Here is a 12377-nt window from a genome sequence, read left to right as displayed (position 1 = left end):
TTCTGCTATAGCAGAAGCCTCAATTGTTAGGACATTTCTCTGTTGCCTTTTGCTTGTTCCCTGTTCCCTTTACGGCTAAATATAATGTCCTAACCGATATGTCTGTTGCTATATCTTGTCGGCTTGACTAGGCTATAAAAGAACTGGAGAGCATGGGTTAAGCGCCTGAAAAGCTCCAGAAATTCAGAGTGTAGAGAATTAAACCAACCGATACAGGAGTAATTGCAGCGTGGCAGAAGAAAGCACCATCGGGCTGGCGGAACTGATTGAGCAGGTGAAGCGGGAACTACTTGCTCCCTCCCTGGAAGGCGAGACTGACATTCCCCTGTTGAGTGTGGATGAGGTGGAACTCGAACTCCAAGTAACGGTAAAGAAGGAAGCCAAGGGAGGAATAAAAATCTACGTCGTAGACTTAGGTGGGGGAGGTAGTCGGGATGATGTACAAAAAGTCAAGGTTAAGCTTTCTCCTATTGTTAACAAAGAAACTCTTTTGGGTCTGTACAAAAAACGCCATCCGGAACGCTTGAACGAACTGGTGGAGAAAAGTATTGATGGAATCTTGAAAGGCGATAGCGACGCGAACTTAAACGAAGGCTTCGGAACATAAGCCAGCAGACTCATGGAACTATTTGAGTTATACCTCTCACCCATTGATGCCACTCGGTTTAAAGTTATCGTCACTCAATCGCCAGCGGGTGAGGGGGAAACGGAGTCATCACTGCCGTTCTGTGACGGTTCTCAAGATAGGCGAATCACTCTGATCAAAACGCTGGAAAGTGCCAGCTTCCGTTCGGAGAGCTTTGTGGGAGAGGGTGAACAGGAATGGATGGTTGAGGCTGAGATTTTGGCGGCTGACCGGACAACGTTCCATCCCGATTATCAAGCCAGTATTGGTAAAGAACTTTATCGCGCCCTGTTTCCTCCCGGTTCTAAGGTCGAGAGAGCCTTACATTCCTCACTGCGCCAAGCCGAAGAAAAAAATACCCAACTGCTGGTGCAGTTAAAGTTAGAAGCGGATGCAGTACAGCGATCGCGTCTAGCCGATTACCCTTGGGAACTGCTGCATGATGGGCAGCGTTTTTTACTCCATCACCAGCTCGGTTTCTCTCGATACATTGCCCACGATACTGCACCACCTTCCTTACCGCCAGTCGAACAGGTGAATGTGCTGTTGGTGTCATCGGCAGCGTTTGACTCACAAATGGGACTCAAACGGCTCTCGAAACAGGAACAGCAAGCGATTCGTAAAGGACTGGAGAAGGCAAGCGATGCCGGACATATTTGTCTGAGGGAACTGGAGTATCCCACCTTCCAGGAACTGAGAACGTATCTCACCGAAAACCGAGGCAAGGAAGCGCCCCACGTTCTGCACTTTGACGGACACGGTTTGTTTGGCAAGCGGTGTCAGCAGTGCGGTGCGATGTATAAGGGAATCAAGGTCGAACGCTGTAAAAAAGAAGCTTGTCTTGCTCCACTGCCTGACCCTCAAGGATATCTGGTGTTTGAGGATGAGGAGGGTGAAGCCGATTATATCAGTGCCAAAGAATTGGGAACGCTGCTACACCAGACTCGTTTAAGCGACGGTACTCATCAAACGGGTGGGGTGGCTTTGGTGGTGCTGAGTGCCTGTCAATCGGGAATGGCAGTCGCTGGAGAATCCGTATTTAATGGCACAGCGCAAAACTTAATCGGTCATCGCGTTCCGGCAGTGGTGGCGATGCAATACTCGGTCAGTGTCGAGGCGGCTACTAAGTTTGCCGAACAGTTTTATCGGTCTTTGGGGCAGAAAGATTCTCTCACTGTAGCTGTCAATCAGGGACGAGAGGCGATGGGGGCTGACGGCAACCAGTGGTATCGTCCAGTTCTCTATCTGCGCTGGCGAGATAATCAGGGCGGTCAACTGTTTGCTACCCCTACCATTGCTGGTATTCGTCCAGAAGAGATTCCCTCGAATCTACCGCGCAGTGGTGTTATTCAATTCGTCGGGCGGGATGAAGCCCTCAAAACACTACACGAACAGTTGCAGCAGAAGGAACGAGTCGCCATTTGTGCCATTGCTGGAATGGGAGGCGTTGGCAAAACTGAACTAGCGCTGCAATATGCCCAGTCTCATCAGGAACAGGGGACTTACCCCGGAGGATTGTGCTGGTTGCAGGCAGCGGAAGCCGATGTAGGAACTCAAATTATCAGCTTTGCCAGGGTTCAGTTAGATGTGCAGATACCAGACGGGCTGGATTTGCCAGAACAGGTGGCTTACTGCTGGCGGCATTGGCGAGGGGGTGAGGTACTGCTGGTATTCGATGATGTCAGGAGCTATGAAACAATCAAGCCCTATTTGCCCCCAGCCGAACCTCGATTTAAAGTACTGATTACAACCCGACGACAAGGGTTAGGGGAATCTTTTGAGTTGCTACGCTTGGAGGTTCTCCCTGAAGATGCGGCGATAAAGCTGTTGGTGTCATTTGTTGGGGAGGAGCGCATCCATAGGGAACTCGACCAAGCTAAACAACTGTGTGCAGAGTTGGGATATTTGCCCTTGGGGTTGGAGTTGGTAGGGCGGTATTTGAAGCGCAAACCGGATTTGTCCCTCGCTCAAATGCGGCAACGATTAGGATTAGAGCATCGTTCGCTGCAACAGCGCTCTGAAGATATGACGGCACGGTTGGGAGTTGCTGCTGCCTTTGAGTTGAGTTGGCAGGAACTTGATGAGTTAGCTCAACAATTAGCTTGTCTGCTCAGTCTGTTTGCGCTTGCGCCCATTCCTTGGTCGTTGGTGGAGCAATCTTTGCCCGACCAAGAAAAGGAATCGTTAGAGGATGCTAGAGATGAAGCGCTGCTGAATCTCAGTTTACTAGAGCGTCGTGGTCAAGGGAGCTATCAACTGCATCAACTAATTCGAGAATTCTTGAGGATTAAGTTGGCACAATTAGCCGAGGCAGAGCAACTCAAACGAGGGTTCTGTCAGGCGATGGCAGCCGCCGCACGGCAAATTCCCGAAACCCCGACGCAACAAGATATCATCGCCGCCGCACCCACTATCCCCCACCTTGTCGAAGCCGCAGAACACCAGAAGGACTGGTTTAGTGATGAAGACTTAATTTCGCCGTTTTGTGGCTTAGGGCAGTTTTACATGGGTCAAGGAGCCTACAGTCGGGCAGAACCTTGGATCGAGCAATGTTTGATAACAGCGAGAGGACGCTTAGGAGAAGAGCATCCCGATGTCGCTTTAAGCCTGAACAATCTGGCTTTACTCTACTATTCTCAAGGAAGGTACGCCGAAGCCGAGCCGTTGTATCTGCAAGCTTTAGAATTGAGAAAACGCCTGCTGGGAGAGGAGCATCCCGATGTCGCCTCCAGCCTGAACAATCTGGCAGTACTCTACTAGTCTCAAGGAAGGTATGCCGAAGCCGAGCCGTTGTATCTGCAAGCTTTAGAGTTGAGAAAACACCTACTGGGAGAGGAGCATCCCGATGTCGCCTTAAGCCTGAACAATCTGGCTTTACTCTACTATTCTCAAGGGAGGTACGTCGAAGCCGAGCCGTTGTATCTGCAAGCTTTAGAGTTGAGGAAACGTCTGCTGGGAGAGGAGCATCCCGATGTCGCCAACATCCTGAACAATCTGGCTATACTCTACAAGTTTCAAGGAAGGTATGCCGAAGCCGAACCGTTATTTGTGCAAGCTTTAGAGTTGAGGAAACGCCTGCTGGGAGATGAGCATCCTGCTGTCGCCGCCAGCCTGAACAATTTGGCAGAACTCTACAATTCTCAAGGAAGGTATGCCGAAGCCGAACCGTTATTGGTGCAAGCTTTAGAACTATGGAAACGCCTGCTGGGAGAGGAGCATCCCGATGTCGCCGCCAGCCTGAACAATTTGGCAGAACTCTACAAGTCTCAAGGAAGGTATGCCGAAGCCGAGCCGTTGTATCTGCAAGCTTTAGAGTTGAGAAAACACCTGCTGGGAGAGGAGCATCCCGATGTCGCTACCAGCCTGAACAATCTGGCTATACTCTACTTGTCTCAAGGAAGGTATGCCGAAGCCGAGCCGTTGTATCTGCAAGCTTTAGAGTTGAGTAAACGCCTGCTGGGAGAGGAACATCCTGATGTCGCCGCCAACCTGAACAATCTGGCAGAACTCTACAAGTCTCAAGGAAGGTACGCCGAAGCCGAGCCGTTGTTTCTGCAAGCTTTAGAACTATGGAAACGCCTGCTGGGAGAGGAACATCCCCATGTCGCCACCAGCCTGAACAATCTGGCTATACTCTACAAGTTTCAAGGAAGGTATGCCGAAGCCGAGCCGTTGTTTCTGCAAGCTTTAGAACTATGGAAACGCCTGTTGGGAGAGGAGCATCCCCATGTCGCCGCCAGTCTGAATAATCTGGCTCTACTCTACTCGTCTCAAGGAAGGTATGCCGAAGCCGAGCCGTTGTATCTACAAGCTTTAGAACTATGGAAACGTTTGCTGGGAGAGGAACATCCCGATGTCGCCACCAGCCTGTACAATCTGGCACGACTCTACTCGTCTCAAGGAAGGTACGTCGAAGCCGAGCCGTTGCTTCTGCAAGCTTTAGAGTTGATTAAACGCCTGCTGGGAGAGAAGCATCCTTACGTCGCCACCAGCCTGCACAATCTGGCTAATCTCTACAAGTCTCAAAGAAGGTACGCTGAAGCCGAGCCATTGTATCTGCAAGCTTTAGAGTTGATTAAACGCCTGCGAGGAGAGGAGCATCGTGATGTCGCCATCAGCCTGAACAATCTGGCTCATCTCTACTATTCTCAAGGTAGGTACGCCGAAGCCGAGCCGTTGTATCTGCAAGCTTTAGAAATTGCTGAACGACAACTAGGAGTTAATCATCCCGACACGAATACTATCCGTAAGAATCTGCAATCCTTGCGCGACGATCGCACCACATCCTAAAAGCTTAGTTGAACTCTATCCGTCTTGACAATTAGTATTTATGGTTTTTCCATAGTTGCTCTGCAACTGCTGTTCTCGTTCCTCCCAATCAGGCAGATAGGCGTACATGAAGCTTTTGAATACCTTGCCGTGATTGGGAACCAGCAGATGCACCAGTTCGTGAACAATCACAAATTCTGCCAACTCCTGCGGTAGGGTAAGCACGTCCGTATTTAGGGTTAAGCGCCCAGTGGTGGACATCGATGCCCACTTGGTTTTCATCGGGCGCAGGTGAATTTGCTGCACGTTTACGCCGATTTTGGTTGCCCAGTGATGCACGAGCGATCGCAAATTATCAGTATCTTGACAAATTAATTCAGTTGTGCATCTCATATTCACTGGAGTTTCAAAAGGGTGTTGGTGACATTAATCATAGGTTGCGATCGCAGTTGTCGAAATCGATAAGTTTGATGTTGCGTTCCCGGTTTTCTTCGGGGACAAAGATGGATTGTTCGCCCCTCAGCCAGGAGAGGGCGTGGCGGTTGCCTTCGATATTTTCCTAATCGGATTGTGCGTCACCTTTTCTTCTCAAACCTCCATCAAGCTATCCATTTCCCTGCTTTAAAGACTCAGCAAACTCCCGGACTTGAACTAACGAATCCTCAGATAAATTATCTAATAGAGCCATTAACTCAGTTTTACTCCCATTCTCCTTAATCCCCTTACCTTTGCCATTGGTTACTTGAGAGTCAGTTCCTTCTAAAATCTGATGTCGTTGTAAAAACTCATCCAGTAAATCAAAAAAATAGGTAAACGCGGCTTTTTCATCTGCCGAATACAGCAAAATAACTTTTGCCCAAGAGCTAACCGTCTCAAGGTTAAACTTTTTTTGCAGCCAAGATTGAAACTCCCCGTGAAACTCTAACTCTTGCTCTGTTGATTCTATTCCTAACTCATCACGAGCAAATTCATACCCCTCTAGAAAAAAACGGAGTGCTGTCAGGGAAGGTGTCCCCAAGTACATCCCCGGTTTTTGCTTAATTTTGTGCAGCGTTTCATACAATCCACTCATATCTCTCTTATAACTCCTCTAACTCTTCAACGATAAACTGTCCACTCGGACAAGAAAAATCCTTCAGCCAATCTTCTTTTAACAAACCCTCCGGTGATAAATTATCAAAAATCCGTCCTCGTACCTCTACCCCATAATGCTGTCCATTCTCAGTAATTGACTCATTTTCACCAAAGCGATCGCTGATAATATATCGTTCTCTGAGATTCCGAGTTCTGAGTTTTAGGATTTTTCCATCAATGCCATTTGTTTCTACCCATTCCATCACGGCTTTAGCACAGCGATCGCATTGTAGAAGAGGAAATTTAACAACGATTTTACCGATTTCTGCAAAAACTTCCTCATCAGTCCAATCTTGCGGGCGTTTTGTGCTTTCCTGATTCATCGTTTAGCTGACTCGAATTTCTTCCTCAATCAACCTCCCACCTCCACCAACGCCGCCAATCGCTCATGGTTAGAAGTTGGCTTGACAGCCCACTAGGTTAGTCTTCAAAATTTAAGGCGATCAGCTTGAACTTGTATATTTTTACGGTTCAATCGAGCGCCTTCTTGTTAACTCGAACGATTTTGATGAACCTTCAGCTCAGTTCAGCTAATTATGCTCTTACACAAGTGTCAAACCGATAACTGCCAGCTATTCTACAGTCACCGACTTCGCCAAATTCCTCGGCTGATCCACATCCAACCCCCGCCGCGCCGCAATGTGATACGCCAGAAGCTGCAACGGAATCACCGCCAAAATCGGCGAAAGTAACTCTTCTACTGCTGGCACTGATAGCAAACTATCAAAGATTTGAGCCGCCTCTTGCTCATTAATCGGTGTCACCCCAATCAAACGAGCATCTCGCGCCTTGGCTTCCTGGGCATTCGAGAGCACCTTTTCATAAACACTACCCGGCATAGCGATCGCTACCACCGGCACCTTAACATCCAACAGAGCGATCGGTCCGTGTTTCATCTCCCCGGCTGGATACCCTTCGGCATGAATGTAGCTAATTTCCTTAAGTTTCAGTGCTCCTTCTAGAGCGATCGGAAAATTAATTCCCCGTCCTAAAAAGATAAAATCTTGAGTCTCAGCAAACTCGTGAGCCAACTCCTCAATATACCCCTCTTGACTCTCCAAAATTAGCTCAATTTGAGCAGGTAGCTGCCGCAAACCCGTAATAATTTCCTCAATTCGTGACACAGACACACTTTGCCGCCGATACGCCAAATCCAACGCCAAGCAGTAAAACGCCATCAACTGAGTCACAAACGTCTTCGTCGCCGCCACCCCAATTTCAATTCCCGCATGGGTTTCAATAATGTGAGGCACCAAATGAGCCAAGGAACTTTCCCGACGGTTGCTAATTCCCAGCAGTCGTGGCTGATAATCTACAGCCAAACCACTACGCCGCCGTCGTTCCATATCCAGCGCCGCCAGGGTATCGGCAGTTTCTCCCGACTGCGTGACACCAATCGTCAGCATATTTTTCATCAGGGGTGACGGTGCATAGCGATACTCAGAGGCATAATGCACCATCGTCGGAATCCCCGCCAACTGTTCTAAGAGGTATTTCCCCACTAAACTGGCATGCCAACTCGTACCGCAAGCCAGAATCTGAATCTGTTCTAAATTTTCATACAGCGACTCCGGAATACCCAGTTGAATTGGGGACAGAATATTCTCCCCTGCTCCCCTGCTCCCGTTCGACTGACGCTCACGGCAAGCCTGCTCCTCTGCTCCCCTGCTCCCATCCCAATCTTTATTGAGATACGTCTCCAAACACGTCCGCACTACTCCCGGTTGCTCGTAAATTTCCTTGAGCATGAAATGGCGGAACCCTTGCTTTTCCACTTGCACAGGATTCCAAGTGAGGGTGCGGGGGAATTTTCTGAGGCGTTCACCCCCAAAGTCATACACTTCCACTCCCAAGGGAGTCAACCGTGCTAATTCCCCATTCTCCAGATTTAACACTGCACGGGTATGGGGGACGAGTGCAGGGGTATCGGAAGCACAGAAAAATTCCCCTTGCCCCAAACCAATGGTTAAAGGAGCCTGCTGCCGTGCCACAATCAGTTCATCGGCATAGTCAGCACAGATAACCGCGATCGCAAACGCTCCTTCTAACAGATTAACCGCTTTCTGCACTGCCTCTAAGAGGGGTGTAGGGTGTGAGGTATGGGATGGGGGGGTTTCTGGCAAAAATTCCGCGATGAGGTGGGGGATGACTTCGGTATCGGTATCAGAGCGGAATTCATGTCCCCGCTGTTTCAAGTCCTCTCGCAACTCCCGGTAGTTTTCAATAATTCCATTCTGCACAACTGCCACCCGCCGAGCTGTATCCATGTGGGGATGGGCATTATATTCTTCTGGCTTGCCGTGGGTTGCCCAACGGGTATGTCCGATACCGATTTGTGCTGGATTTTCCAGACGTTCCAGCTTCTCACGCAAATTGTGGAGTTTGCCCTTTGCTCGAACGCAGTGAATCTCTCCTTCCAAGACGGTGGCAATTCCGGCAGAGTCATAGCCCCGATATTCGAGTTTCTCTAACCCTGCTATCAAAATATCTGTAGCTGCTTGGGTGCCAATGTAGCCGACAATTCCGCACATTTGACCGCTCACTCCTACTGCTTGATGCTTTCAACATCTTATTCGACGATTTGGAAGGTTAGCCAGATTTGAGTTGGAGGTGGGTTTAGATATAGATTCGACTCTCCCGGAGCTAGGTTGATACGTTTGATTTAATAGTCTTCCTCTAGAAGAAGAGTTTATCTAGTTATACCGCTTCCTAGTCTTGTGAGGTAAGTCTTTGAGCTTCGAGTCTCCCTTTATAAGGGGGATGCGAGGGTATTACATTTTACCTCATATAAGAGAGAACCGCTAGCTATATGTAAAAAAATGGGCTCTTCAGGACTTAGTATGCTAAACTAATAAATAAAATGCCAATTAAGCAAACATCTAATTCGGTAATTTTCAAAATTTCTAAAGCCGTAAGCCGAACGTTTTATGAGCTTGAGCTTGTTGTTAATTCCTTCAACAACACCACTAGTCGTTCTGTGATCAAAGTAAGCAATTATCTCATCCAGCCAACGAATAATAGTCGAATGGCTGCCGGGAAAAAATTTTGAGGCTTCTGATAACCATCTCCCCAGTTGAAATAATCCGGTTAACCAATGCTCTGTCTGAGCGAAAATTTGGCGGATTTCCTCTTTTAATTCATGCATCATTTTGAGAGTAGGAGATACATCTTTGACTTGAATAAGTTTGGCTTTTTGCTCTTCACTTAGGTCTTCTTCGTTCTTCAGCAAGACATATTTACTTTTCTTTGACGTTGAGCGAAGTTGAAGCGTCAATCCCTCTAAAACTTTCTCTGGCTCTGTTTTTTCTTCAGGCGATTTAGCTTTTTTGATTAAATCTTCTACTTGTCTTTTTTCTCGCTTCCTTTGTGCATCTAATTCTTTATTTATTTGTGCCATTACATGAAATCGGTCGGCAACTACCTGAGCATTCAAATTTTAACTCTTCACTAAAGGGTTTCTCACACTTCTTACACTTGAACTGTCGTCTGTTTATTTCTAGAAACACCTGAGTTTCTCCCCAGGATAAATCTTTTATTATATATCGGTGGTTTTGGTGTAATCTATGGCTTTTTGTTCCGCAACGAGGACAAATACTTTCTTTCTGGATTGACTCAATCTGTAACATTATTCCAATCCCTTTATGCTGTCGATGTGAGATGACTTTTATTCCTTCTATATTCAAAAGTTCGGTCAGCAGTTTTATGCTTTTTTTCGCAGGCATGGCTATCCAGGTATCAAATCGCTCTTTTCTCGATTGATAGTTAACAGCATAGGCAGCTTCTTTGTCAAGAATAGCAACGCTTAAATTGACTTCTTGATAAATTTAGTTCCTCTTTATTTACTTATCTAGCTGTTGGTTTAGCATAGTAAGTCCTGAAGAACCAAGCCCTGATTGATCTACTAGGCAGGGAGGTCAATATCAAGGGTGTCCTCAATGGTGTCGCGGCTGTGTTGCCAACGTTGTGGCATTTGCGATTGACCAACCAGAAGACACAAACGTGAACGAATTTACGATTAATCCAACCACGCAACCCTGGTAAGGATGTGCTGGCGGTTAGCCTGAGCGCGATCGCTGGCGGGATCATTTTCAGCTAGAGGAGAGCGAAATTATACCGTTGACTGCAATTGGACGGGTGACAGTGCGCTTGTTACAGATGAATCGTCCTGAACGGGTGGAGGAACGGAGGTTGCTGTTACAAGCCAATGTTTTGAATATACCTGAATCTTGAGGTTGACATCCAATACTGCTCGGCATTTGGCTGACCTAACCCCCCCAGCCCCCCTTCTCTACTAGGGCAGGGGGAGAGGTTAACCGAGTAGTATTGGGTTGACATCGAGCGATCTCATGTAATGAAGCGATCGCCATTTTCTAAGGGAGGAGGGGAAACCCTTGGACGGACTGACATCTGGCACTCTCTAGCTTTTACGTTCATTTATCACCATAGCCGATCGCGCTTTAGCGATTCATCCGCATCTAGCCGCTTACTTTAACCGCAGGATGAATCATAAATAGAGGTTTAAAAAGGTAGGAAAGGTAGGAAAAGATTTTTTCGACCTTATCTTCTTCATCAAAACTTTATACAAATATTTAAAAATAAAAATCCCTTCAACCCTTACTGTATCAGCACTATCGGTCATCTCAATTCGTAAATCGGTTGTTTGTAGAAGTTAAAGCTTCCGTAAAGTTTCAGAATAGTTCTTGACAAAAAAAGGGGGGGGATAACAATTTAATTACTGAAGCAAATTAAACCCTTATATATCTAATAACATGAAGCAATTAATGGTACGTTCTCAAGCCTTGTCTCAATCCATTGCTATCGCTGCTACTGCCGTCACTGGCACATTTGTTGCGTTTTCTGCGCCAACAATGGCAGCTACAGTTGGGGTAAACTGGGCAACTCCTACCATGGGAGAGTTAAATGGAGTCGATGTGAATTTTTCGGCTGGAGTCCAATTTTTTTCTACGGATCTATCCGGTAGTAATTATGCGGCGGCTCCCCTTTCCAGTTCCCAACAAACTACTTCTTACAGGGTAAGTAGTGACTGGACTGCTACTTTTTCGAGTCCTGTTTCTGATCTGTTGTTATATCCTGTCTTTTGGCGAGGAACTTTTTCAGGCGCTGATCCAGTTACTTATGCATTTGATCAGCCCTTTACCATTCTCTCTGGACTCGGAGCGGCAACGGTTAGCGGAAATACCCTGTCTGTACCGGGCAGTAGTTTTCATAATGGAGTTATTCAATTTAATGACCCGGTTAGCTCCTTATCAGTCACAACCAATGCTACTGGTACTTCATTTCAACCACTAACGTTTGGGGTTGAGATGAATAATACTCCTCCCCAACCTGTTCCTGAACCTATGACTATTTTCGGTTCTGCCACGGCTCTAGGCTTCGGTGCGCTATTCAATAGAAAGAATTCCAAAAAGCAGAAGAATAAAGATAACAATTAACTGAGAGAGTATTGAGCGACTCAATTAATATATCCTCGTTATCTGTCTCTCTGGAAGGGGAGACTTTTGTCTTGGTTTAATTCCCGATGATGAGTGAAATTGAAATAGTTTTTTGGATGACATACCTAATTACCCCTGCGGATTCAAACGCTGCACAAATGCCTGATGTTCCGCTGTCTGTACTCCCTGCTGCAACACTGCCAAAACCTCAGCTAAATTTCCCTCGCGCAATGCATTTACCGCTAACCATAATCCCGGAAAAATACGAGAGCGAATAATCCCCGCTTCATCGGGTTCTACGGAAACATATCGTCCTTCTTCTAAGCGAAACCAATCAATGCGATTTTCGTAACTTTGCCACACAATATACTCTTGGACACCATTGCGACGATAGGCATTCAGTTTATCGTTTAAGTCATAAGAGGCACTCGAAGCCGCTATTTCCACAATTAACTCCGGTGCGCCTTCGATATAATCATCCTCAGTAATCCGAGAATTTCCTCCTACCTCCGGTTCAATTCGCAGTAAAGCATCCGGTTGAGGTTCGTTATCGGCATCCAGACGGACTGTAGTATTATCAGCCAGATATGCACCCGGAGTTTCTGACTCGTACACTAACAACCAACCGATAATTTGAGCATGGGGTTTACCGTGACGGTTGGCGCGAACGGGTGAAGCCACGTAAACCACTCCTTCAATTAATTCGGCTTTTTTATTGTCTGGCATTTGCTGATAGCGACGCTCAAATTCTACTCGTGTGAGGCGATCGCCACTTTCTAGGGGAGGAGGAGAAATGGTGGGACTGATTGACATCTGGCACTCTCTAACTGTAATCGCTAATGATTACGTTCATTTTAGCGTTGAGTGATGACGGTTATAAATCATCTTTGGCATAA

The 12377-nt window shown here is 47.0% G+C and carries 7 protein-coding genes and 4 pseudogenes; 5 read left to right on the top strand and 6 right to left on the bottom strand.

Translation table 11 applies throughout. From position 1 onward, the window contains the following. Nucleotides 1–229 precede the first annotated feature (229 nt). From IQ257_RS04550 to IQ257_RS31365, 3 genes and pseudogenes are all read left to right on the top strand, one after another. On the top strand, nucleotides 230–607 hold the full coding sequence (locus IQ257_RS04550) for a trypco2 family protein (protein WP_193873200.1): 378 nt from the start codon (nucleotides 230–232) through the stop codon (nucleotides 605–607). 12 nt (nucleotides 608–619) lie between these two features. Further along, nucleotides 620–1822, top strand: a pseudogene (locus tag IQ257_RS31370) (CHAT domain-containing protein); the annotation flags it as partial. Between the two features lie 150 nt (nucleotides 1823–1972). Continuing rightward, a pseudogene (locus IQ257_RS31365) lies at nucleotides 1973–4915 on the top strand (tetratricopeptide repeat protein). Between the two features lie 15 nt (nucleotides 4916–4930). Here IQ257_RS31365 and IQ257_RS04535 read toward each other — a convergent pair. The 5 genes and pseudogenes from IQ257_RS04535 to IQ257_RS04515 form a co-directional block, all read right to left on the bottom strand. Next, nucleotides 4931–5287, bottom strand: coding sequence for a M48 family metallopeptidase (locus tag IQ257_RS04535; RefSeq protein ID WP_193873201.1), 357 nt, complete (start codon nucleotides 5285–5287; stop codon nucleotides 4931–4933). 211 nt (nucleotides 5288–5498) lie between these two features. Next, complete coding sequence (locus IQ257_RS04530) at nucleotides 5499–5966, bottom strand: hypothetical protein (RefSeq protein WP_228060427.1); 468 nt, start codon at nucleotides 5964–5966, stop codon at nucleotides 5499–5501. A 7-nt stretch (nucleotides 5967–5973) separates the two neighbouring features. Further along, nucleotides 5974–6351 (bottom strand): papain fold toxin domain-containing protein, encoded by a 378-nt coding sequence (locus tag IQ257_RS04525; protein WP_193873202.1) that lies wholly within the window; start codon nucleotides 6349–6351, stop codon nucleotides 5974–5976. Nucleotides 6352–6600: 249 nt separating this feature from the next. Continuing rightward, nucleotides 6601–8559 carry a glutamine--fructose-6-phosphate transaminase (isomerizing) gene (gene glmS / locus IQ257_RS04520; protein WP_193932938.1) on the bottom strand — a complete coding sequence of 653 codons (1959 nt, stop codon included), beginning with the start codon at nucleotides 8557–8559 and terminating at the stop codon, nucleotides 6601–6603. Nucleotides 8560–8876: 317 nt separating this feature from the next. Continuing rightward, nucleotides 8877–9750: pseudogene (locus IQ257_RS04515) on the bottom strand (transposase). 229 nt (nucleotides 9751–9979) lie between these two features. Here IQ257_RS04515 and IQ257_RS31360 point away from each other — a divergent pair. After that, nucleotides 9980–10069: pseudogene (locus IQ257_RS31360) on the top strand (oxidoreductase); the annotation flags it as partial. A gap of 728 nt (nucleotides 10070–10797) precedes the next feature. After that, nucleotides 10798–11481, top strand: a complete 684-nt coding sequence (locus IQ257_RS04505; protein ID WP_193877475.1) for a PEP-CTERM sorting domain-containing protein — start codon at nucleotides 10798–10800, stop codon at nucleotides 11479–11481. 129 nt (nucleotides 11482–11610) lie between these two features. Here IQ257_RS04505 and IQ257_RS04500 read toward each other — a convergent pair whose 3' ends face one another. Next, a complete protein-coding gene (locus tag IQ257_RS04500; protein ID WP_193877477.1) occupies nucleotides 11611–12294 on the bottom strand; it encodes a Uma2 family endonuclease in 684 nt (227 codons plus the stop codon). Nucleotides 12295–12377 lie beyond the last annotated feature (83 nt).

Origin of the sequence: Coleofasciculus sp. LEGE 07092 (assembly GCF_015207375.1) — a bacterium.
In the GTDB taxonomy this organism is placed as follows: Bacteria; Cyanobacteriota; Cyanobacteriia; order Cyanobacteriales; family Coleofasciculaceae; genus LEGE-07092.
The sequence above is the reverse complement of the archived record's forward strand: the minus strand, read 5'-3'. Positions and strand labels throughout refer to the sequence as shown.

Excerpts from the sequence above, each read along its gene's own strand:
- glmS (WP_193932938.1), bottom strand. The coding sequence starts at position 8,559 with ATGTGCGGAATTGTCGGCTACATTGGCACCCAAGCAGCTACAGATATT.
- IQ257_RS04535 (WP_193873201.1), bottom strand. The coding sequence starts at position 5,287 with ATGAGATGCACAACTGAATTAATTTGTCAAGATACTGATAATTTGCGA.
- IQ257_RS04505 (WP_193877475.1), top strand. The coding sequence starts at position 10,798 with ATGAAGCAATTAATGGTACGTTCTCAAGCCTTGTCTCAATCCATTGCT.
- IQ257_RS04530 (WP_228060427.1), bottom strand. The coding sequence starts at position 5,966 with ATGAGTGGATTGTATGAAACGCTGCACAAAATTAAGCAAAAACCGGGG.
- IQ257_RS04500 (WP_193877477.1), bottom strand. The coding sequence starts at position 12,294 with ATGTCAATCAGTCCCACCATTTCTCCTCCTCCCCTAGAAAGTGGCGAT.
- IQ257_RS04525 (WP_193873202.1), bottom strand. The coding sequence starts at position 6,351 with ATGAATCAGGAAAGCACAAAACGCCCGCAAGATTGGACTGATGAGGAA.